This window comes from Mesorhizobium sp. DxT, assembly GCF_058448885.1.
Window position 1 is genome coordinate 19,160 of record NZ_JBZFLJ010000005.1, and the last position, 21,067, is coordinate 40,226.

Annotated in this window: 19 protein-coding genes; 2 read left to right on the top strand and 17 right to left on the bottom strand. The window is 63.8% G+C overall.

All coding sequences use genetic code 11. The features are described 5' to 3' along the window. Positions 1 to 4: 4 nt before the first annotated feature. The 6 genes from trkA to dusB all read right to left on the bottom strand — a co-directional run bounded on the left by trkA (position 5) and on the right by dusB (position 8,706). Positions 5 to 1,381, bottom strand: coding sequence for a Trk system potassium transporter TrkA (trkA, locus tag ACVJNE_RS10895; protein ID WP_499565502.1), 1,377 nt, complete (start codon positions 1,379 to 1,381; stop codon positions 5 to 7). A gap of 6 nt (positions 1,382 to 1,387) precedes the next feature. Continuing rightward, on the bottom strand, positions 1,388 to 2,749 hold the full coding sequence (ntrX, locus tag ACVJNE_RS10900; RefSeq protein WP_499565504.1) for a nitrogen assimilation response regulator NtrX: 1,362 nt from the start codon (positions 2,747 to 2,749) through the stop codon (positions 1,388 to 1,390). Further along, complete coding sequence (locus ACVJNE_RS10905; protein WP_499565506.1) at positions 2,739 to 4,997, bottom strand: sensor histidine kinase NtrY-like; 2,259 nt, start codon at positions 4,995 to 4,997, stop codon at positions 2,739 to 2,741. The genes ntrX and ACVJNE_RS10905 overlap by 11 nt, the downstream gene beginning before the upstream one ends. 102 nt (positions 4,998 to 5,099) lie before the next feature. After that, on the bottom strand, positions 5,100 to 6,554 hold the full coding sequence (gene ntrC / locus ACVJNE_RS10910; RefSeq protein ID WP_499565508.1) for a nitrogen regulation protein NR(I): 1,455 nt from the start codon (positions 6,552 to 6,554) through the stop codon (positions 5,100 to 5,102). After that, complete coding sequence (locus ACVJNE_RS10915; RefSeq protein ID WP_499565510.1) at positions 6,551 to 7,684, bottom strand: two-component system sensor histidine kinase NtrB; 1,134 nt, start codon at positions 7,682 to 7,684, stop codon at positions 6,551 to 6,553. Before ACVJNE_RS10915 ends, ntrC begins: the two co-directional genes overlap by 4 nt. Further along, the gene (gene dusB / locus ACVJNE_RS10920) at positions 7,681 to 8,706 is read right to left on the bottom strand and encodes a tRNA dihydrouridine synthase DusB (protein WP_499565512.1); all 1,026 of its coding nucleotides are present in this window, start codon (positions 8,704 to 8,706) and stop codon (positions 7,681 to 7,683) included. Before dusB ends, ACVJNE_RS10915 begins: the two co-directional genes overlap by 4 nt. 166 nt (positions 8,707 to 8,872) lie before the next feature. Here dusB and ACVJNE_RS10925 point away from each other — a divergent pair, with 166 nt between their 5' ends. Both ACVJNE_RS10925 and ACVJNE_RS10930 read left to right on the top strand, forming a co-directional pair. Next, positions 8,873 to 10,072, top strand: a complete 1,200-nt coding sequence (locus ACVJNE_RS10925) for a bifunctional 2-C-methyl-D-erythritol 4-phosphate cytidylyltransferase/2-C-methyl-D-erythritol 2,4-cyclodiphosphate synthase (protein ID WP_499565514.1) — start codon at positions 8,873 to 8,875, stop codon at positions 10,070 to 10,072. After that, on the top strand, positions 10,069 to 10,560 hold the full coding sequence (locus ACVJNE_RS10930) for a CinA family protein (protein ID WP_499565516.1): 492 nt from the start codon (positions 10,069 to 10,071) through the stop codon (positions 10,558 to 10,560). Before ACVJNE_RS10925 ends, ACVJNE_RS10930 begins: the two co-directional genes overlap by 4 nt. Here ACVJNE_RS10930 and ACVJNE_RS10935 read toward each other — a convergent pair. From ACVJNE_RS10935 to eno, 11 genes are all read right to left on the bottom strand, one after another. Further along, a complete protein-coding gene (locus ACVJNE_RS10935; protein WP_173191491.1) occupies positions 10,557 to 11,030 on the bottom strand; it encodes a type II toxin-antitoxin system RatA family toxin in 474 nt (157 codons plus the stop codon). The genes ACVJNE_RS10930 and ACVJNE_RS10935 overlap by 4 nt on opposite strands. A gap of 9 nt (positions 11,031 to 11,039) precedes the next feature. Further along, positions 11,040 to 11,597: a P-loop NTPase family protein gene (locus ACVJNE_RS10940; RefSeq protein WP_499565518.1), complete on the bottom strand. Its 558-nt coding sequence runs from the start codon at positions 11,595 to 11,597 to the stop codon at positions 11,040 to 11,042. Next, positions 11,594 to 12,565 carry a lipoyl synthase gene (gene lipA / locus ACVJNE_RS10945; protein WP_499565520.1) on the bottom strand — a complete coding sequence of 324 codons (972 nt, stop codon included), beginning with the start codon at positions 12,563 to 12,565 and terminating at the stop codon, positions 11,594 to 11,596. Before lipA ends, ACVJNE_RS10940 begins: the two co-directional genes overlap by 4 nt. A gap of 69 nt (positions 12,566 to 12,634) precedes the next feature. Next, complete coding sequence (gene lpdA / locus ACVJNE_RS10950; RefSeq protein ID WP_499565522.1) at positions 12,635 to 14,074, bottom strand: dihydrolipoyl dehydrogenase; 1,440 nt, start codon at positions 14,072 to 14,074, stop codon at positions 12,635 to 12,637. Positions 14,075 to 14,089: 15 nt separating this feature from the next. After that, positions 14,090 to 14,731, bottom strand: coding sequence for an SGNH/GDSL hydrolase family protein (locus ACVJNE_RS10955; protein WP_499565524.1), 642 nt, complete (start codon positions 14,729 to 14,731; stop codon positions 14,090 to 14,092). A gap of 26 nt (positions 14,732 to 14,757) precedes the next feature. Further along, positions 14,758 to 15,306, bottom strand: a complete 549-nt coding sequence (locus ACVJNE_RS10960; RefSeq protein ID WP_499565526.1) for an HdeD family acid-resistance protein — start codon at positions 15,304 to 15,306, stop codon at positions 14,758 to 14,760. Positions 15,307 to 15,342: 36 nt separating this feature from the next. Next, complete coding sequence (locus ACVJNE_RS10965) at positions 15,343 to 16,725, bottom strand: pyruvate dehydrogenase complex dihydrolipoamide acetyltransferase (RefSeq protein WP_499565528.1); 1,383 nt, start codon at positions 16,723 to 16,725, stop codon at positions 15,343 to 15,345. Positions 16,726 to 16,738: 13 nt separating this feature from the next. Next, positions 16,739 to 18,151 carry a pyruvate dehydrogenase complex E1 component subunit beta gene (locus ACVJNE_RS10970; RefSeq protein ID WP_499565530.1) on the bottom strand — a complete coding sequence of 471 codons (1,413 nt, stop codon included), beginning with the start codon at positions 18,149 to 18,151 and terminating at the stop codon, positions 16,739 to 16,741. A gap of 13 nt (positions 18,152 to 18,164) precedes the next feature. Beyond that, complete coding sequence (gene pdhA, locus ACVJNE_RS10975) at positions 18,165 to 19,208, bottom strand: pyruvate dehydrogenase (acetyl-transferring) E1 component subunit alpha (protein ID WP_173191481.1); 1,044 nt, start codon at positions 19,206 to 19,208, stop codon at positions 18,165 to 18,167. A gap of 170 nt (positions 19,209 to 19,378) precedes the next feature. Further along, positions 19,379 to 19,702, bottom strand: coding sequence for an FtsB family cell division protein (locus ACVJNE_RS10980; RefSeq protein ID WP_173191479.1), 324 nt, complete (start codon positions 19,700 to 19,702; stop codon positions 19,379 to 19,381). Between the two features lie 88 nt (positions 19,703 to 19,790). Then, on the bottom strand, positions 19,791 to 21,065 hold the full coding sequence (gene eno / locus ACVJNE_RS10985; protein WP_499565533.1) for a phosphopyruvate hydratase: 1,275 nt from the start codon (positions 21,063 to 21,065) through the stop codon (positions 19,791 to 19,793). Positions 21,066 to 21,067 lie beyond the last annotated feature (2 nt).

Here is a 21,067-nt window from a genome sequence, read left to right on the forward strand (position 1 = left end):
TTCGTCAGAAGAATTCAAGGCTGACCCTGAACATCTGCTCGACCTGGCGCACTGCCGACGCCATGGCGAAGATCACCACGCGGTCCTTCGGCTTGATGCGCAGGGATCCGTTCGGCCGGATGACGGCATTGTCCCGCAGGATTGCGCCGAGCCGGATGCCTTCCGGTAGATCGAGTTCGCGCAGCGGGCGGCCCACCAGGGGCGACGTTTCGAGCGCCTCCGCCTCGATGATCTCGGCAGCGCCGTGCTGAACGCTGTGAACGGCCCGGATGCGGCCGCGCCGGACCTGCTGCAGGATACGGGAAATCGTCGCCATGCGCGGGTTGATGTAGGCGTCGACGCCCAGCATGCCGGCGAAGTCGTGATAGGTCGGATTGTTGATGAGCACCAGGTTGGCTCGGCAGCCGAGCCGCTTGGCCATCACGCCTGAAAGGATGTTGACTTGATCGTCATTGGTGAGCGCGACAAGCAAATCCGCTTCCGCGATGTCGGCTTCCATCAGAAGCTTCTGATCGAGCGCACTGCCGTGCAGCACGATGGTGCGGCGGAGGCTGTCGGCGGCCGCGACGGCGCGTTCGCGTCCAGCCTCGATGATCTTCACCTTGGCAGGTGTATCGCCGTTTTCGATCGCACGCGCCACATGCAGCCCGATATTGCCCGCGCCGGCGATGACGATCCGGGCGGCCTTTTCCTCGTCGTGGCCGAAAAGGCCCATGGTGCGGCGGACCTGCTGCTTCGAGGCGACGACGTAGGCGATGTCGCCGACGGCAAGCTGGTCCAGTGAGCTTGCCACGAACAGACGCCCACCGCGCGAAATGCCGACCACGGTCGCCAAAAGGTCTGGGAACAGCTCGCTGAGCTGCGAGAGCGGCGTGTCGACGACCGGGCAATCCTCGAGGCACTCCAGCGCCACCATGATGATGCGGTCGTCCGCAAAGCCCACCGCATCCGCCGCACCCGGCAAGGCGATGCGTCGCAGAACCATCTCGCCGACTTCCAGCTCCGGCGAGATGATGACGTCGATCGGCATGTTGTCGCGTGAGAACATGCCCATGGCGTGCGGCTGGAGATAGGCCTGCGCACGGATACGCGCGATCTTGGTCGGCACCTCGAACAGTGAGTGTGCGACCTGGCACGCAATCATGTTGACCTCGTCGTGAAACGTCACGGCGATGATCATGTCGGCGTCCTTGGCGCCGGCCGCTTCCAGCACATCCGGATGTGCGCCATGACCCACGAAGCCGCGCACGTCCAGCGCATCGCGCACGTTTCGGATCAGCTCCGGTGAAAGGTCGATAACCGATACGTCGTTCTTCTCGGCGGCCAGTTTCTCGGCAATGCCGTAACCGACCTGCCCCGCTCCACAAATGACGACACGCATGTCGTATTACACCCCCAGGGATTTCAACTTGCGATGCAGCGCCGAGCGCTCCATCCCGATGAATTCCGCTGTGCGCGAGATGTTGCCGCCGAAGCGGTTGATCTGCGCCAGCAGATATTCCTTCTCGAAGAGTTCGCGGGCCTCGCGCAGCGGCAGCGCCATGATGTGCTGATCCGACTGGTTCGGCGCGCGCGGCATCACGTCGCCGATCTCCTGCGGCAGCAGGTCGGCTGTGATCGGCGCGTCGACGTCGTCGCCGCGTGCCAGGATCATAAGGCGCTCGATGTTGTTCTTGAGCTGGCGGACGTTGCCCGGCCAGTTGTGCGCCTGAAGCACGGCGAGCGCGTCGTCGCCGATGCGTCGCGGCCGGATGCCGGCCTGGCTGGCGATCTGGCGCATGAAATTGTCGACCAGGAAGGGTATGTCCTCGCGCCGTTCGGAGAGCGCCGGCACAAGCACCGGCACGACCGCCAGCCGATGGTAGAGATCCTCGCGGAACCGGCCCTGACGGATCATCCCCTCGATGTCCTGCGCGGTCGACGAGATGATGCGCACGTCGACCTTGACGCGCTTCGAGCCCCCCACCCGCTCGAACTGCTGGTCAACCAGCACGCGCAGGATCTTGCCCTGCGTCTCGCGCGGCATGTCGGCGACCTCGTCGATATAGAGGATGCCTCGATGCGCCTCCTCCAACGCGCCGACCTTGCGCTCGCCGCCATTGGCTTCGGTGCCGAAGAGCTCCATCTCCATGCGCTCCGGCGTGATCGAGGCAGCGCTTACGGTGACGAACGGACCGCTTTTGCGGGCGGACAGGGAATGGATGGCACGCGCCGCAAGTTCCTTGCCCGAACCCGATGGGCCGATCACCATCACGCGGCTGTTGGTCGGCGCCACGCGTTCGATCGTCTGGCGAAGCTGGCTCATGGCTGCCGACATGCCGATGAGATCGAAGGTTTCGCCGCTGCGCTTCTTCAGATCCGAAAGCTCCCGGCGGAGCTTGGACGTTTCCAGCGCGCGCTCGGCGATCAGGATCAGCCTGTCCGCCTTGAACGGCTTTTCGATGAAATCGTAGGCACCACGCCGGATGGCCGAGACCGCCGTCTCGATGGTTCCGTGGCCGGAGATCATCACGACGGGCAGGTTGGGATGCAGCTTCTTGATCTCGTCCAGAAGTGCCAGCCCGTCCAGCCGCGATCCCTGCAACCAGATGTCGAGGAAGACGAGGCGCGGCACCCGGTCGGCGATGGCAGCCAGAGCGCTGTCGGCGTCGTGAGCCGTGCGCGTCTCGTGCCCCTCGTCATCGAGGATGCCGGCGACCAGTTCGCGAATGTCCTCCTCATCGTCAACGATCAGAATGTCAGACGCCATTTTCTACCTTTTCGTTCGTCTTGTCGTCCGCCGCCCCTGCCGCAGGCAGTACGATACGGATCATGGCCCCCCGGCCGCCGTGGAAGGAATCGGGGGCGTCGTGCAGTTCGAGTCGTCCACCATGGTCTTCCACGATCTTCTTGACGATCGCGAGGCCGAGGCCGGTCCCTTTTTCACGGGTGGTCATATAGGGCTCCAGCAGCCGCTGACGGTTTTCGCGCGGCAAGCCCTTGCCGTTGTCCACCACGTCCACCGTGATGTGCTTGCCGGACCGTTGCGCGCGGACCAGTATCACACCCGGCTCGCCGCCTTCACGTTCCACGGCCTCGATGGCTTCGGCCGCGTTCTTGATGAGGTTGCCGAAAGCCTGGCTGAGGAGACGGCTGTCGAACGTACCCATCAGTGGCTCGTTGCCGAATTCCCGCATGAAGGTGATGTCGCTTCGGCTGACTTCAACCAGGAACGAGGCCTCACGCAGCGGCTCGCGCAGGTCCAGCACCTGCATGTCCGGCTTGGGCATGCGCGCGAAGGCCGAGAACTCGTCGACCATGCGGCCGATGTCGCCAACCTGGCGGATGATCGTTTCGGTGCATTGGTCGAAGATCTCGCGATCCTCGGTGATGGATTTTCCGAAGCGTCGGCGGATGCGTTCGGCAGAAAGCTGGATCGGCGTCAGCGGGTTCTTGATCTCGTGGGCGATGCGTCTCGCAACGTCCGCCCAGGCAGACGAGCGCTGCGCCGACACGAGATCGGTGATGTCGTCCACGGTCACGACGTAGGATGTGGCGCTACGCTCCTCTCCACCCTCCTCGGTCGTGACCTGCACGTTGAAAGTCCGCTCGGCACCACCGCGATAGAACGTCACCTGCTCGCGATGAACCGAGCGCCCGAGCGTGCGGCCAATGTCGAAAACGCGACCGACATGCGGCAGCACCTCGGTGAGGCTGCGGCCCAGCACGTTGCCGGAGCGGATGGTGAGCATTTCCTCGGCGGAGCGGTTGACCATGGAGATGGCGCCGTCCTGGCCGACGCCGATGATACCGGCGCTAACGCCTGACAGCACCGCCTCGGTGAAGCGTCGTCGTTCGTCGATCACGTCTTTTGCGGACAACAGTTCGTTGCGCTGCGATTTGAGCTGGCGGATCATCTCGTTGAAGGTCTCGGCGAGCGACGCGACGTCGCCGTCCGAGCGGCGCACCGGCACCGCGACATCGAGATTGCCGGTCGAAACCTCGTCGGCCGCGCCGATAAGCTGGCGGATTGGTCGCACGATGCGGTCCGCGACCGCTATGCCGGTCCAGATTGCCGACAGGACGATGATCAGCGTCAGGCCGAGATAGGCGAGCGCGAAGGCAAGCTGCGTCGGCAGCCGGTTGTTCTCAAGCTGCCGGTATTCGTCGGTGTTGGCGCGCACGATCTGGCGCGCGCGGATAACCTGCTCGTCGAGGGTGCGGATCGTATAGAGATAGGCGTCATCGATCTCCCGCAGTTTCACGATCGCGCCGATGATGTTGCGAACCCGCGGCTCGATCAGCACGGGCAGGCCATCAGCGGCCGTGCGCACCGTCTCTATCGGCGGCGCGGGCATCTGGAAGTCTGCATCCGTCTCCGCCTGCATAATGACCGAGCCGTCGGCCCGGATGAGTGCGGCGTGATCCAGGCCCCGCCCGCGCGCCTGCTGCGACAGCAGCGAACGGAACCCGGTGCGGTCGAGGCCGTAGAGCGTGCGGCTGGCGTCCAGCACATAGGCGGTCGAAAGCGTCGCGTCCTGTAGATTTCGTGCGTTTTCCAGCACATAAGCTTCGGCAATCGACATCGACGAACTGATGATGACCTTGGTGCGGATCTCGAACCAGCGGTCGAGACCGATGTCGAGCGTCACCGAGGCGACAATCGCGACGAGGATCGCGGGAATGGCCGCGACCAGCGAGAACATTGCGACGATACGTACGTGCAGGCGTGATGCGGCCTTGCCGCGCCTGCGAGCCATGACGATGCGGTAGCCTTCGCGCGCGATCAGCGCGATCAGGAGAATCACGAAGGCGCCGTTGATCGCCGACAGCCACACAGGCGTCGATTCGTCAGGCGTGATGGGTGTAAGGCCTAGCAGCACCGTGAACGACAGGCCGGCCGAAACAAGGGCGCCCACAATGGCGACGATTCCCGGCAAAGCCAGCAAGCGCCGGCTTTCGACGGCGGCGGCTTCCGGTATTGCCGGTGGTGTCATTGCGGGTGTCTGTAGCGCCATCAGCTCTGGTTAGCCGTCCATCACGCGTTGCATCTATGCAACGCATTGTGGCGATTGTGCAACAAACACATCGCGTCCGGGAGGTGCAAAGAGGGTAATCGGCTATTTCGAGGCGCGATAGACGTTGACGCCCAGCTCACGGATTTTCTTGCGTAGCGTGTTGCGGTTCAGGCCAAGCAATTCCGCTGCCTTGATCTGGTTGCCACGTGTCGCGGTCATCGACGCGAGCACCAGCGGATATTCCACTTCGGCGAGGACGCGCTGGTAGAGACCGGGGGGCGGAAGCTCAGTGCCGAAACCGGCAAAATAGCGCTGAAGGTGAAGCTCCACCGCCTGACTGATCGTGATGTCGTCGGGCAGCATCGCGGCGGCGGGCATGGCCGGCGACGCCTCGACTGTGCGCAGTTCGGTCTCGATGATCTCGGCGGTGATTTCGTCCTGCGGATAGAGCGCGGCGAGCCGCCGGACGAGATTTTCGAGTTCGCGCACGTTGCCCGGCCACGGGTAACGTTTCATCAGTTCGACGCCTGTCGTCGAGATGCGCTTGGGCTGCAGCCCTTCCTTCTCGCCGAGCTTGAAGAAATGGCGCACGAGGTCCGGCACATCCTCCGCGCGCTCACGCAGTGCCGGCAGGCGCAGCGGGACCACGTTGAGACGATAGAACAGATCCTCGCGGAAGAGCCCCTGATTGATGAGCGTGCGCAGGTCCTTGTTGGTGGCGGCCACGATGCGAACGTCGGTGCGGATCGGCGTGCGCCCGCCGACTGTCGTGTATTCGCCCTGCTGGAGGACGCGTAGCAGCCTTGTCTGTGCCTCCATCGGCATGTCGCCGATTTCATCCAGGAACAGCGTGCCACCCTCGGCCTGCTCGAAGCGGCCGGTCGAGCGGTTCTGCGCGCCGGTGAAGGCACCCTTCTCGTGGCCGAAAAGTTCCGACTCGATCAGGTCGCGCGGGATGGCAGCCATGTTGATGGCGACAAACGGCCCGCTGCGGCGGCGGCCGTATTCGTGCAGCGCTCGTGCGACCAATTCCTTGCCGGTTCCGGACTCGCCGGTGATCATCACCGTGAGGTCGGTCTGCATCATCCGCGCCAGCATGCGGTAGATGTCCTGCATTGCCGCCGAGCGACCGACGAGCGGCATCGGGTCCGGCTGCTCTTCGCCGCGCATGTCGGGCACGTGGCGGCGCGGCTCGGACAGCGCGCGATTAACGATTGTCAGAAGCTCGGTGAGATCGAATGGCTTCGGCAGGTACTCGTAGGCACCCGTTTCCGAAGCGCGGATCGCCGTCATGAAGGTGTTCTGCGCGCTCATGACGATGACGGGAAGGTCCGGCCGTGCCTTCTTGATGCGCGGGATCATGTCGAAGGCATTTTCGTCCGGCATCACCACATCGGTGATCACCAGATCGCCCTCGCCCGCTGCGACCCAGCGCCAGAGCGTGGAGGCATTGGAGGTCACGCGCACCTCGTGGCCCACGCGCGACAGCGCCTGGTTCAGAACGGTCCGGATCGCGGCGTCGTCGTCGGCGACGAGGATGTTTCCGCGCGTTGTCATGCAGGGCTTCCTTCTTCGGCTGTGTCGTCCATGGCACGCGGCTCCCTCCAGGCCGGCATGAGAACGCGGAATGTGGTGCCGCGCGCGGACGAGTCGCATTCGATCACCCCGCCATGCTCGCCCACGATCTTGGCAACGAGCGCCAGCCCGAGGCCGGAACCGTTGGTCTTGGTGGTGATGAACGGATCGAAGAGGATCGGCAGGATGTCGTCGGGCACGCCCGGCCCGTTGTCGTGAACGCAGAATTCCAGCGGCAACGAAACGCGATCCCGCGTGCCGGGCACGGAAAGCCGTATTCCGGGCCGGAACGCGGTCGAGAGCGTGATTTCACCCTCGGGATCGCCACCAATGGCTTCAGCAGCATTCTTCACAAGGTTGATGAAGACCTGGATGAGCTGGTCGCGATTGGCATAGACGGGCGGCAACGAAGGATCATAATCCTCCACGATGCGCACGCGCTTGCCAAAACCGTTCCGCGCCAGCGCCTTCACGTGGTCTAGCACGACATGAATGTTGACCGGCCAGCGGTCTATCGGCCGCTCGTCGGAAAAGACCTCCATGCGGTCGACGAGCGAGACGATGCGGTCGGTCTCGTCGGTGATGAGGCGGGTGAGCGCGCGGTCCTCGTCCGAGACAACAGTTTCCAGGAGCTGGGCTGCGCCCCGGATACCCGACAGCGGGTTCTTGATCTCGTGCGCCAGCATGGCGGCCAGCCCGGTGACGGACCGCGCAGCGCCCCGGTGGGTCATCTGCCGGTCGATCTTGTCGGCCATCGACCGTTCCTGGAACATCACGACGACGTGGCCCGGCAGTTCCGGGACCGGCGCGACGTAGAGGTCGACGATACGCTCAGTGCCCAGCCGCGGTGAGGAAATGTCGACGCGATATTCGTTGAACGGCGCTCGGCGCTCGCGCACCTGCTCGACAAGCGTCAGCAGCGGGCTGCCGAAAGGCACGAAACGCTCGAGCCCGTCGCGCGCCAGCATCGCGGCGCTGGAGCGGAAGAAGTCCTCGGCATCGGCGTTGGCGAACGGGATGCGCCCATCCGGCGCGACCATGATGACAGGATGGCGGATCGTGTTGAGCACGATCGCTGCCGGGTCGATGCCTACAGGAAGCCCCGACGTCATGCAGCACTCCTAAGGTCGGCCTCGGCTGCAGTCGAAAACACGCGACGCAGACCACCGATCACCATTGCCGGCTCGGTCGACGTCATGACGAGGCGGCGAAGCTCATCCGAGACGGCGGGAGAATGGCGGTCGAGATACCAGCCGAGATGCTTTCGGGCCTGACGGAGGCCAGATTCGGTTCCGTACAAAGTGAGCATGTCCTCATAATGGCCTGTAATGTAATCGCAAAGTTCGTTAGATGAATGCGGAATGCCGTCGCCGCCACCATCACCAGCCTCGCCTGCGATCGCGCCGGCAAGCCAGGGCGCGCCATAGTGTCCACGACCAATCATCACCGCGTCGGCGCCCGACTGGGCGAGCATCTCCGTCGCATCTGCGAGAGTCTGCACGTCGCCATTGGCCACGACCGGGATGCTCACGGCCTGCTTGACCCTTGCGATGGCGCGCCAGTCAGCCCTGCCCTTGTAAAACTGGCAGCGCGTGCGGCCATGAACGGTCACCATGGCGACGCCCGCCTCCTCCGCCCGGCGGGCGATGGAGGGAGCATTCATTGCATCCTCGTCCCAGCCAAGCCGCATCTTGACCGTCACCGGAACCTCGACCGCGCCGATGATGGCCTCGATCAGCGACAAGGCATGGTCGGGGTCGCGCATCAGCGCCGAGCCGCAATAGCCGCCGGTAACCTTCTTTGCCGGGCAACCCATATTGATGTCGATGATGTCGGCGCCTTCACCGGCCGCGATCCGTGCTCCCTCGGCCATCCATTCGGCATCCCTGCCCGCGAGCTGCACGACATGGATCGGAACGTCGGGACGGCGGATGCGTAGCGCGGAGTTGCGCCGGCCCTTGGCGAGCTCGCCGCTGGCCACCATTTCGGACACGACCAGCCCTGCCCCGTGCATGGTCGCACGCTTGCGAAAAGGCTCATCGGTAATCCCAGACATCGGCGCAAGGAAAACGCGGTTTCCAACCGTGAGGCCTCCGATTTGAAGGGGCTCCGCGACGTTGGTGGAAGGGTTCATGCACAAAAACCAAGCAATCCTATTTTCTGCACAACGCCTAACCAGAATTGGCGCGTTGTGCAACTGCGAAAACGTGCGGGATGGCGCGTGCGGGCGAATTTGGCTGGCGAATCCGCGCACAGGTAACTAAGCCTTGCCCTGACTTCAATGGAAACCCGGGCAAATCATGACAACAGGCGGGATCGGTGTGGTGATCGTAGCGGCGGGACGCGGCGAACGCGCTGGCCAGTCCGCTGACGGTCCCAAGCAATATCGGCGGATCGGCGGCGTTCCGGTGATCCGCCGCACGCTCGACGCCTTTCTTGCACATCCCGCCATCGGTGCCGTCGCGGTGGCCATCCATGCCGATGACGATGCGCTGTTTGCCGAAGCCGTGGGCGATGCTGCCGGGGACGTCATCGTCGTTCACGGCGGCAAGACGCGCCAAGGATCGACACGCCTTGCCCTTCTGGCGCTCAAGGAGCGCCGGCCCGCGGCGGTCCTGATCCACGATGCGGTGCGGCCCTTTGTCGATGCTGCCCTGATCGATCGTGTGGCTGCGGGCCTCGAACGAGGCGGAGGCAGCCTGCCCGCCCTGCCCGTTTCAGACACGCTCAAGCAGGCCGGCGCCGACAGCCTTGTCGAGCGGACGGTGCCGCGCGAGGGGCTGCATGCCGCGCAGACGCCGCAAGGCTTCCCGTTCGAGGCGATCCTTGCGGCTCATGAACGCGCTTTTGGGGCCGATCGCGACGACTTTACGGACGACGCCGCGATTGCGGAATGGGCCGGCATCCCGGTGTGCATCGTTCAGGGCTCGCCGGACAATGTGAAACTCACATGGGCAAGGGATATCGAGATGGCAGATGCGCGTCTTTCGTCGCCGGGCGCCTTTCCCGACGTGCGCACCGGCAACGGCTATGATGTGCACAGTTTCGGCGAAGGCGACCACGTGACGCTGTGCGGTGTCGACATTACCCACCACCGCAAACTCTCCGGGCACTCCGATGCCGATGTCGGCCTGCACGCGCTGACCGATGCGCTGCTGGCAACCTGCGGTGCCGGTGACATCGGCACGCATTTCCCGCCGTCCGACATGCGGTGGAAGGGGGCGGCCTCGCGCATTTTCGTGGAAGAGGCCGTGCGCATCGTGCGCGAGCGTGGCGGGCGGATAGCAAACGCCGACATCACCGTGATCGCCGAGGCGCCCAAGATCGGCCCGCATCGCGCGGCTATGACGGAGGCTCTCTCCTCGATGCTGCGCATTTCGGCCGACCGTGTTTCAGTAAAGGCTACGACAAACGAGCGGCTCGGCTTTGTCGGCCGCGAGGAAGGCATTGCGGCCATCGCCACGGCCACGGTCGTCTACCCTGGAGGATTGCCGGAATGAGCGATCTGACGCCCCTCGCCCGCCGCTTCCTCGAGAGCTGCAAGGACGCTGGCATTCTTGCTGCGACGGCAGAATCCTGCACGGGCGGGCTCATCATCGCGCATCTCACCGATATTCCAGGTTCGTCGGCGATGGTCGATTGCGGGTTCGTCACCTATTCCAACGAAGCGAAGATGGCGATGATCGGCGTTGCAGAGGAAACGCTCGCTGCCCACGGCGCCGTTTCGCGCGAAACGGCGCTGGAGATGGCTTCGGGCGCGCTTGCCCGCAGCCGCGCGGGTATCGCGCTTTCGGTAACAGGCATCGCCGGCCCGGACGGGGGCAGCGCGGAAAAGCCGGTCGGGCTCGTCTGGTTCGGGGTCGCGGTCAGTGGTCGTGAGCCTTCTGCCGAAAAGCGCATCTTCGACAATCGGGGCCGCGACTTCATCCGCAGCGAAACCGTGCGCACAGCGCTTGAACTTGGGGTTGCGGCCCTGTCGAAAGACTAGCTTCCAGCTTTGGCCTGGCGATCCGTTCCGTAGACTTCGTCTGCGCGCTTCTCGAAGGCCTCGGCGAACATGCGGAAGGCGCGGTCGAACATTGCGCCCATCAGGGCGCCCAGTATCCGGCTCTTGAACTCGTAGTCGATGAAAAAGCCTATTTCGGTGCCGCCACCGGCCGCTTCCTCGAACAGCCAACGATTGTTGAGGTATTTGAACGGTCCGTCGATATATTTTACGTCGATGCGGTTCTCTGCGGGTTTCAGCACGACCTGGCTCGTGAAGGTCTCGCGGATCGCCTTGTAGCCCACTGTCATGTCGGCAACGAGCAACGTCACCCCGTCGCGCTCCCGCCGCGACCGCACGCTTAGCGCCTCGCACATCGGCAGGAACTCGGGGTAGCGTTCGACGTCGGCTACCAGCGCGAACATCTGCTCCGGCGTATGGGCAACGACTCTCTTTGTTTCGTAGCTAGGCATGAGAAACGGCTACACCGGTGTTTTCAGCCGGGCAAGCAGGGCATCGGCGTCGGCGTGATGCCGCAGAACCACAACCGGCACGTCTGGCCGGTGCGTTTCTATCTGCCCTGTGATCTCCGGCGTCTCGTTTTTCTCGAAATTCCAGATGTAGCGCAGGAACTCCAGATCGATCTTTTCGGGGCAGCCGGCTGCCATTCCAGGCCGAACCATGCCGGCATGACGCCACCAGCGGCGAACCACGCGGGAGAGGCACAGCCATCGCGACAGGCGAAACCAGACGACGAGGTCTGTGCGAGGCAGCCTTATATCCAGTGTGCCGGCGCTGTTGCCGTCCATGATCCAGCGATCGCCGACCGCCGCCTCGGCCATCATGCGTCTGATCGCGGCCCTGTCGCGCAGCTTCCAGCCCGGTAGCCAGAAAAAATCCCGGTCCATCGGTATGTGCGGCAGGCCAAGCGCCTGCGCCAGGGCAGCGGAAAATGTCGACTTGCCAGCGCCCGAACAGCCGATCACCAGCACCCGCTTTGCATCGCTCAGAGGGGCGTCGTGCCAGTCGACGAGATTCACGCCCGGGCCAGAGCCAGCTTCTTTTCGCGGGCGGCGCGGAGCCGTGCGAAATCATCGCCGGCATGGTGGGACGAGCGCGTCAGCGGGCTCGACGAGACCATCAGGAAGCCTTTTGTGTAGGCGACGGTCTCGTAGGACTTGAACTCGTCCGGCGTCACGAACTTCTTCACCGGATGATGCTTGCGCGACGGCGCGAGGTACTGGCCGATCGTGATGAAATCGACATCGGCGATCCGCAGGTCGTCCATAAGCTGGAGCACTTCGTTTCGCTCCTCGCCGAGCCCGACCATGATGCCGGACTTGGTGAAGATCGTCGGGTCCAGCTCCTTGACCCGCTGCAGCAGCCGGATCGAGTGGAAGTAGCGCGCGCCGGGCCGCACCGTCAGATAGTTCGACGGGACGGTCTCGAGGTTGTGGTTGAAGACGTCGGGCTTGGCCGCCACCACGGTCTCCAGCGCGCCGGAGGCGTCCTTGCGCAGGAAATCCGGCGTGAGGATCTCGATTGTCGTGTCCGGCGACGCATCGCGGATCGCGTGGATCACGTCGGCGAAATGCCGCGCGCCGCCGTCGGCGAGGTCGTCGCGGTCGACTGAAGTGATAACGACATGCGAGAGCGCCATCTGGCGCACGGCCTTTGCGACATTGGCCGGCTCTTCAAGATCGAGCGGCGTCGGGATGCCCGTCGCCACATTGCAGAACGCGCAGGCCCGGGTGCAAATCTCGCCCATGATCATGAACGTGGCGTGTTTCTTGTCCCAGCATTCGCCGATGTTGGGACAGCCCGCCTCCTCGCATACGGTGACGAGGCGGTTGGACTTCACGATTTCGCGTGTTTCGAGATAACCCTTCGAGACAGGCGCCTTGACGCGAATCCACTCCGGCTTGCGCAGCACTTCCTGATCGGGCCTGTGAGCCTTCTCCGGGTGGCGCGGGCGCGGTTTTTCCACGAGATCGAGAACGTTGACCATACGAGAAAAGTCCTTGTCGTCCGGCTGATATAGGCCTTGGCGGGGCGGAATGAAACCACCCCGCCCAGCCTAGATGTTCAATGCGCGGCCATAAGCGTCGAGTACGCTTTCCTTCATCGTTTCCGAAAGCGTGGGGTGCGGGAAGATCGTGTGCATCAGTTCTTCCTCGGTCGTTTCGAGGTTCATCGCGACGACGAAGCCCTGGATGAGCTCGGTCACTTCCGCGCCAACCATGTGCGCGCCGAGGAGCTGGCCGGTCTTCTTGTCGAAGACCGTCTTGACGAGCCCCTGGTCGTCGCCCAGCGCGACGGCCTTGCCGTTTGCGACGAACGGAAAGCGGCCGACGCGGACGTCGTGGCCGGCGTCCTTTGCCTTCGCTTCCGTGAGGCCAACCGACGCCACCTGCGGATGGCAATAGGTGCAGCCCGGCACCAGCGACTTGTCCATCGGATGAACGTTGAGACCTGCGATCTTCTCGACACAGATGACGGCCTCGTGCTCGGCCTTGTGGGCCAGCATCGGCGGGCCGGCAACGTCGCCGATGGCGTAGACGCCCGGCACGCTGGTGCGGCAATAGCCGTCGATGGCGATCGCGCCGCGATCCAGCTTCACGCCGACGTCCTCAAGGCCGAGCCCTTCGGTGTTGCACTGCACGCCGACGGCCGAGATCATCCGGTCGGCGGTGATCTTCTCCACGGAGCCGTCCTTCTTTTCGACATGCGCCGTGATTTGATCGCTGCCCTTGTCGACCTTCGTGACCTTGGCTTCGAGAATGAACTTCATCCCCTGCTTCTCCAGCCGCTTCTGCGCGAATTTGGAGATCTCCGCGTCCTCGACCGGCATGATCTGCGGCATCAGTTCGACAACCGTCACATCGACGCCCATGGTGCGATAGAAGGATGCGAACTCGATGCCGATGGCGCCGGAGCCCATGACCAGCAGCGATTTCGGCATCTTGTCCGGAACCATCGCTTCGAAATAGGTCCAGATGAGCTTGCCGTCCGGTTCGATGCCGGGCAGCGCGCGCGGCCGTGCGCCGGTGGCGACGATGATGTGCTTTGCCGTGTAAGTGCCCTCGCCCAACGTATTCTTCGGCGCAGGCACCTGCGGTTCCATGGGTTTCTTGCTGGTCTTGGAAACGACGATCTCGTTGGGCTTGGTCAGCTTCGCCTCGCCCCAGATCACGTCGACCTTGTTTTTCTTCATCAGGATGCCGACGCCGCCATTCATGCGGGCGGCAATACCGCGGGAGCGCTCGACGATCGCCTTGAGGTCCGGCTTTACCCCTTCGACCGAAAGGCCGAAATCCTTGGCGTGGCTGGCGAGATGCATGACCTCCGCCGAACGCAGCAGCGCCTTGGTGGGGATACAGCCCCAGTTGGAGCAGATGCCCGCCAGATGCTCGCGCTCGACGATCGCCGTCTTCAGGCCGAGCTGGGCCGCCCGCACCGCTGCGATGTAACCGCCGGGGCCGGCCCCGATGATGATGACGTCGTAGCTCTGGGCCACTGGCATTCTCCTCAATCAGATTCCAAGCATCATCCGAACCATCGGCTCGATGCCCTTGCCGATGGCGCGTGTGTTGGCGGCATCCAGATGCACACCGTCCACCGGGGTGGTCTCGGCGACGGAACCGGCATCGAAGAAGCCGCAGCCGGTGTCGTCGGCCAGGTCGGCATAGATGCTGGCGAGCATGCGCGACTGCGCGACGCCGCCCGCGAACATCGCCGCGAATTCGGCGTTGGCGGTCTCGCACAGCGGCGGCGGGGCGACGATCAGCACGGCCGGCGGCTCGGTGGTGCCGTCGCGCGTCGCGTTCAGGCGAACGATCTCGACCAGCCTGCGCATGCCCTGCAAGGCGGCGAGCGCGGTGCCCGCGATTGCCGGCTTCATGTCGTTGGAGCCGAGCATGACGATGACGAGATCGAGCGGTGCGTGCGCGTAAAGTGAGGTAGGCAGGATGCGCACCCCGTTGCGGTCGCAGGCAGCCAGATGCTCGTCATAGGCTGTCGTGCGTCCGCGCAGGCCGTCCGTCACGACGTGGACCGCCGGCCCTAGCGCTTTCTGCAGGACGTTTGGCCAACGATCCTCGAAGGCATGCCGCCCGCCTGTATCGGCGTCGCTGCCCCAGGTGATGGAATCGCCGTAGCAGAGGATCGTTTTCATGGACGGTTCCGGCTGGAGTTTGCGGGTTACTGGTTCAACGACCGCAGGCCGAGCGCCACGAACAGGAACAGCACCCCGTTCGAGATCAGCTCGACGCCCAGCAGGATGCCGAGCACGGACACCGCCGCCCACGGGAAGTCGGCGAGGATCAGAATGCCGAGCCCGAGCGACAGCACGCCAGAAAGCAGCACCCAGACCCATCCGGCCACCGGCCGCAGCGAAAACGCGTACATGAGTTTCACCACGCCCAATGCGAGGAATAGCACCGCGACCAGCAACGTCAGCGAGACCATGCCGGCAAGTGGGTTGAAGATCAGCGATATGCCGACCACCAGCGTCAGGATGCCGAACAGCAGTGCCAAGATGAAGCCGCCCCAGCCCTGCACCTGAAACGCCTGGATGATCTGTAGCGCGCCCAGGAAGGCAAAGGCCCAGCCGGCCATCAGCGTGGCGGCCAGCGTGGCTGCGAATGGATTCAGCAGCGCCAGTACGCCGCCGATGAGGGAGATGACGGCAAACACCGCCATCCAGATCCACGAAGTCCTGAGCTTTGCTTCCTGCGTTGCGGTGGCCATGACAGTCCCTCCTTAGCCGGGCACCATGCCCGGGTTCTAAACGAGCATGCCGAGCGGGTTCTCGATGGTGCGCTTGAAGGCGGCCAGCAGTTCGGCGCCGAGCGCTCCATCGACTGCACGATGGTCGGTCGACAGCGTCACCGTCATCACGTTGGCGATCTTGATCTCGCCGTTCCTGACGACTGCGCGTTCCTCGCCCGCGCCGACTGCGAGGATCGTCGCGTGCGGCGGGTTGATGACGGCAGAGAAGTCCTTGATGCCGAACATGCCGAGATTGGAAACCGCCGTCGTTCCGCCCTGATATTCCTCGGGCTTCAGCTTGCGAGAGCGTGCGCGGACGGCCATGTCCTTCATCTCGTTGGAGATGACGGAAAGGGTCTTCTCGTCCGCCTTGCGCACGATCGGGGTGATGAGCCCGCCCGGGATCGAAACGGCGACACCGACATCGGCGTGCTTGTGCTTGAGCATGCCGCCTTCGGTCCACGAGGCGTTGGCGTCAGGCACCTGCATCAGCGCGACGGCCATGGCCTTGATGACCATGTCGTTGACCGAGAGCTTGTAGGCAGGCGCCTCGCCCTTCTCGGTCTTCTTCATCGGCGCGGCATCGTTGAGCTGCTTGCGCAGCGCCAGCAGCGCGTCGATTTCGCAATCCAGCGTCAGGTAGAAATGCGGGATCGTGCTCTTGGCCTCGACCAGACGGCGCGCGATGGTCTTGCGCATGTTGTCGTGCGGGACCAGCTCGTAGGAGCCTTCCTCGAACAGCTTGAGCACGGCATCGTCAGACATCGGCTTGGGTGCTGCCGGGGCGGAGGCGGGCGCACCTGCCTGCGACTTGGCGGCCGTAGCGGTTCCGCCTGCTATCGCTGCCTCGACATCGGCCTTGACCACCCTGCCCTTCGGGCCGGAGCCGGAGACGGCAGCCACGTCGATGCCGGCATCTTTGGCGATGCGGCGCGCCAGTGGTGAAGCGAACACGCGGGAGCCGGATGCGCCATCGGCCGCAGCCTTTGGCTCGGGCGTTGCAGTCGGCTTCGGCGCCGGCTCGCTGCCCGGCCCGTCGGTGTTCGGCGGGCTTGCCTTTTCTTCCGCAGGAGCTGCTTTTTCTTCTGCAGGCGCTGGCTTTTCCGCCTTCGCCGCACCGCCGCCGCCCGACTTCGCTGCCTCCGCCGCATCCTCGCCTTCCTCGGCGAGCACTGCGATCAGCGCGTTGACCTTGACGCCTTCGGTGCCGGCCGGAACGACCAGCTTGGCAACGGTCCCCTCGTCGACGGCTTCCACTTCCATGGTCGCCTTGTCGGTCTCGATCTCGGCGATGACGTCGCCGGGCGCGACCTTGTCGCCTTCCTTGACCAGCCACTTGGCGAGGTTGCCCTCCTCCATGGTGGGCGAAAGGGCCGGCATGGTGATTTCAATGGGCATCGCTCGGCCTCCCTTAGCTCCGGTAGGTGACGGCTTTCACCGCCTCGACGACCTCGGCGACGCTGGGCAGCGCCAGCTTCTCGAGATTGGCCGCATACGGCATCGGAACGTCCTTGCCGGCGATCGTGATAACCGGCGCGTCGAGATGGTCGAAGGCGCGCTGCATCACCTGGCTGGCGATGTGGTCGCCGACGGAGGATTGCGGGAAGCCTTCCTCGACAACCACGAGGCGGTTTGTCTTCTTGACCGATGCGATCACCGTGTCGAAGTCCAGCGGCCGGATGGTGCGCAGGTCGATGATCTCGACATCGAGGCCCATCCCACGCAGTTCGGCTTCCGCCTTAACCGCATAGGTCATGCCGATGCCGAAGGAGACGAGGGTCACGTCCTTGCCTTCCTTGTGAATGCGCGCCTTGCCGATCGGCAGCACGAAATCGTCCATCTTCGGCACGTCGAAGGACTGGCCGTAGAGGATTTCGTTTTCCAGGAAGATCACCGGGTTCGGATCGCGGATCGCCGCCTTGAGCAGCCCCTTCGCATCGGCCGCGGTATAGGGCATCACCACCTTGAGGCCGGGAATGTGCCCGTACCAGGCGGCATAGCACTGCGAGTGCTGGGCAGCCACGCGGGCTGCCGCCCCGTTGGGACCGCGGAAGACGATCGGAGCGCCCATCTGGCCGCCGGCCATGTAGAGCGTCTTGGCAGCCGAATTCACGATCTGGTCGATCGCCTGCATGGCGAAGTTGAAGGTCATGAATTCGACGATGGGCTTGAGCCCGGCCATCGCCGCGCCCACGCCGACGCCCGCAAAGCCGTGCTCGGTGATCGGCGTATCGACGACGCGTCTGGCCCCGAATTCCTGCAGCAATCCCTGCGTGATCTTGTAGGCGCCTTGGTACTCGGCAACCTCCTCGCCCATGACGAAGACATCCTCGTCGCGGCGCATTTCTTCGGCCATCGCGTCGCGCAATGCCTCGCGCACGGTGGTCTGCACCATCTCGGTGCCAGCGGGGATGTCTGGATCGGCAGCGACTTCCGCCTTTGGCGCCGCCGGCACCGGAGCTGCATCCGATTTCGTCGCTTCGGCCGGCTCCTCGCGCGGCTTTCCATCGGCGTCGTTTGCCCCTGCCGGAGCCTTCTCGGGGGCAGCGCCCTTGCCTGAACCGATGTCGCCGGCGCTCTCGCCTTCGCCCAGCAGCACGGCAATCGGCGTGTTGACCTTCACGCCCTCGGTGCCTTCGGCGATCAGAATCTTGCCAAGCGTGCCTTCGTCAACGGCCTCGACTTCCATAGTTGCCTTGTCGGTCTCGATCTCGGCGATGACGTCGCCGGGGGCAACGGCGTCGCCCTCCTTCTTGACCCATTTCGAAAGATTGCCCTCTTCCATCGTCGGAGAAAGAGCGGGCATGAGGATTTCAATCGGCATGGTCCGTCTCCCTCTAGAGCAGAATATCGGTGTAGAGCTCGGACGGATCCGGCTCGGGATCGGTCTGTGCGAAATCGGCAGCGTCAGCGACGATGTCCCGCACCTCCTTGTCGATCTTCTTAAGGTCGTCCTCCGTGGCCCACTTGGCCTCCAGCAGCCGCGCCTTGACCTGTTCGATCGGGTCGTGCTCCGAGCGCATCTTCTGCACTTCGTCCTTGGAGCGGTATTTGGCCGGGTCGGACATTGAATGGCCGCGATAGCGGTAGGTCTGCATCTCGAGGATGATCGGCCCGTTACCCGAGCGGCAGTGCTCGACAGCCATCTCGCCGGCACTCTTGACCGCGCGCACGTCCATGCCGTCGACCTGCATGCCCGGGATCCGGAACGACGCGCCGCGATGGGAGAAGTCCGTTTCGGCCGATGAGCGGCTTACCGACGTGCCCATTGCGTAGCGGTTGTTCTCGATGATGTAGATGACGGGCAGCTTCCACAGCGAGGCCATGTTGAAGCTCTCGTAGACCTGGCCCTGGTTGGCGGCGCCGTCGCCGAAATAGGTCAGCGAGACGTTGTTGTTGCCCCGATACCTGTTGGCGAAGGCGAGCCCGGTGCCGAGCGAGACCTGCGCGCCGACGATGCCATGGCCGCCGTAGAAGTTCTTCTCCTTGGAGAACATGTGCATCGAGCCGCCCTTGCCCTTGGAGTAGCCTCCCCGGCGGCCCGTCAACTCGGCCATCACGCCACGCGGCGACATTTCCATCGCCAGCATGTGGCCGTGGTCTCGATAGGCGGTGATCATCTGGTCGCCATCGATCAGGGCCATCTTCATGCCCGTCACGACCGCTTCCTGCCCGATATAGAGGTGGCAGAAACCGCCGATGAAGCCCATTCCGTAAAGCTGGCCGGCCTTTTCCTCAAAGCGCCGTATCAGCAGCATGTCGCGATACGCCTTGAGTTCGTCTTCCTTGGTGAATTTCGCTGGCGGCGGCGCTTTGCGCGCGGACTGGGTCTTGGCATCCGCTTTCGATTTTGCGGACGTCTTCCTGGCGGCTGTCGCCATGGGTCGCTCCCTGTTTCGTCTCTTCACGGACCGAGGGCGACATCCAGCCTCCCTCATTTAAGGAAAGGCTACCACGCGAAATCGCGATCCGCCATGCGGAAAAACGCATGGCTCACATGCACATAAACATCTCTATTTGCAGGGTATTCCCATGATTAACCGACTTTCGGTTAATCCACCGGAAGCGGCCTCATGATCACGACCTCGTCCGGAAGAGCCAGGTTCAGGGCCCGGCGCGCATGCTCGTCGAGCATGTCCTTTTCGAGGGTTCCATCATGCAGGAGCTGGACGCGACGTTCAAGACGAATGCGTTGCGTCTTGACGGCTTCGAGGTTGCTCTCGAGCGAGGCCACGCGTTCTTCCAGCCGGTATTTGGAGTAGATGCCGTATTCGCCATTGAAGGCGTGGAACCCGAAGTAGGACAGGAACACCGCCGCGATCGCCGGAACGATCAACGCACCCGTGTTCCTTTTCTTATGCTGACGTGTCCACATGGCAATGACGCGATACTCAAAACAACCGCCTCATTGGACACCATTATGCTTAAGGGGCGGTTACCATCGTAACCGCCCCTTCGAATTTTCAGCCCTTGAGGATGCCCTTGCCCGCGTATCGCGCGCTCTTGCCGAGCTCCTCCTCGATGCGAAGGAGCTGGTTGTATTTTGCGAGCCTGTCGGAGCGGGCAAGCGAGCCGGTCTTGATCTGCCCGCAATTGGTCGCGACCGCGAGATCGGCGATGGTCGAATCCTCGGTCTCGCCCGAGCGGTGCGACATGACGGCGGTGTAGGCAGCCTTGTGGGCTGTCTCGACTGCGTCGAGCGTCTCGGTCAGCGAGCCGATCTGATTGACCTTGACGAGGATTGAATTGGCCACGCCCATGCGGATGCCGTCCTTGAGGCGGGCGGAGTTGGTGACGAACAGGTCGTCGCCGACGAGCTGGACGTTCTTGCCGCACAAGTCGGTCAGGATCTTCCAGCCATCCCAGTCGTCCTCGGCCATGCCGTCCTCGATCGAGATGATCGGGTAGTCGGCGGCAAGCTTGGCGAGATATTTCGCCTGCGCCTTGGGATCGCGCGTCTTCTTTTCGCCCTCGTAGATGTAAGCGCCGTCCTTGAAGAACTCGGTGGCCGCGCAATCGAGCGCGATGGCAACCTGCTCGCCGGGCTTGTAGCCGGCCTTCTCGATGGAGGCGAGGACGAAGTCGAGCGCCGCCTGGGCGTTCTTGATGTTAGGCGCAAAACCGCCTTCGTCGCCGACATTGGTATTGTGGCCTGCGTCCTTCAGACCCTTCTTGAGGGTGTGGAAGATTTCCGCGCCCCAGCGCAGGCCTTCACGGAAGGTCTCGGCGCCGACCGGCATGATCATGAATTCCTGGAAATCGATCGGGTTGTCGGCATGGGCGCCCCCATTGATGATGTTCATCATCGGTACCGGCAGGACATGCGCGCCAGCGCCGCCGACATAACGGTAAAGCGGCAGCGAGGAAGCTTCGGCCGCCGCCTTGGCGACCGCGAGCGACACGCCGAGGATGGCGTTGGCCCCCAGACGGCCCTTGTTGGGCGTTCCGTCCAGTTCGATCATCGTGCGGTCGATCTGGATCTGGTCTTCGGCTTCCAGCCCGCCGATCGCTTCGAATATCTCGCCATTGACGGCATCAACGGCACTTTTCACGCCCTTGCCGAGGTAGCGCGAGCCGCCATCGCGGAGTTCCACCGCCTCGTGAGCGCCGGTCGACGCGCCGGAAGGAACGGCGGCGCGGCCCATCGAACCGTCCTCCAGCACAACATCGACCTCAACGGTCGGATTGCCGCGGCTGTCGAGTATTTCGCGGCCGATGATGTCGATGATTGCAGTCATGG

What these genes read in the sequence shown, in the direction of transcription:
- ACVJNE_RS10905 (WP_499565506.1), bottom strand. Translation starts at nt 4,997, where the DNA reads ATGGCGCTACAGACACCCGCAATGACACCACCGGCAATACCGGAAGCC.
- ACVJNE_RS10935 (WP_173191491.1), bottom strand. Translation starts at nt 11,030, where the DNA reads ATGCCTAGCTACGAAACAAAGAGAGTCGTTGCCCATACGCCGGAGCAG.
- ACVJNE_RS10925 (WP_499565514.1), top strand. Translation starts at nt 8,873, where the DNA reads ATGACAACAGGCGGGATCGGTGTGGTGATCGTAGCGGCGGGACGCGGC.
- lipA (WP_499565520.1), bottom strand. Translation starts at nt 12,565, where the DNA reads ATGGTCAACGTTCTCGATCTCGTGGAAAAACCGCGCCCGCGCCACCCG.
- ACVJNE_RS10960 (WP_499565526.1), bottom strand. Translation starts at nt 15,306, where the DNA reads ATGGCCACCGCAACGCAGGAAGCAAAGCTCAGGACTTCGTGGATCTGG.
- eno (WP_499565533.1), bottom strand. Translation starts at nt 21,065, where the DNA reads ATGACTGCAATCATCGACATCATCGGCCGCGAAATACTCGACAGCCGC.
- ACVJNE_RS10970 (WP_499565530.1), bottom strand. Translation starts at nt 18,151, where the DNA reads ATGCCGATTGAAATCCTCATGCCCGCTCTTTCTCCGACGATGGAAGAG.
- ntrC (WP_499565508.1), bottom strand. Translation starts at nt 6,554, where the DNA reads ATGACAACGCGCGGAAACATCCTCGTCGCCGACGACGACGCCGCGATC.
- ACVJNE_RS10915 (WP_499565510.1), bottom strand. Translation starts at nt 7,684, where the DNA reads ATGACGTCGGGGCTTCCTGTAGGCATCGACCCGGCAGCGATCGTGCTC.
- pdhA (WP_173191481.1), bottom strand. Translation starts at nt 19,208, where the DNA reads ATGGCGACAGCCGCCAGGAAGACGTCCGCAAAATCGAAAGCGGATGCC.
- ntrX (WP_499565504.1), bottom strand. Translation starts at nt 2,749, where the DNA reads ATGGCGTCTGACATTCTGATCGTTGACGATGAGGAGGACATTCGCGAA.
- trkA (WP_499565502.1), bottom strand. Translation starts at nt 1,381, where the DNA reads ATGCGTGTCGTCATTTGTGGAGCGGGGCAGGTCGGTTACGGCATTGCC.
- ACVJNE_RS10930 (WP_499565516.1), top strand. Translation starts at nt 10,069, where the DNA reads ATGAGCGATCTGACGCCCCTCGCCCGCCGCTTCCTCGAGAGCTGCAAG.
- ACVJNE_RS10965 (WP_499565528.1), bottom strand. Translation starts at nt 16,725, where the DNA reads ATGCCCATTGAAATCACCATGCCGGCCCTTTCGCCCACCATGGAGGAG.
- ACVJNE_RS10955 (WP_499565524.1), bottom strand. Translation starts at nt 14,731, where the DNA reads ATGAAAACGATCCTCTGCTACGGCGATTCCATCACCTGGGGCAGCGAC.
- ACVJNE_RS10980 (WP_173191479.1), bottom strand. Translation starts at nt 19,702, where the DNA reads ATGTGGACACGTCAGCATAAGAAAAGGAACACGGGTGCGTTGATCGTT.
- dusB (WP_499565512.1), bottom strand. Translation starts at nt 8,706, where the DNA reads ATGAACCCTTCCACCAACGTCGCGGAGCCCCTTCAAATCGGAGGCCTC.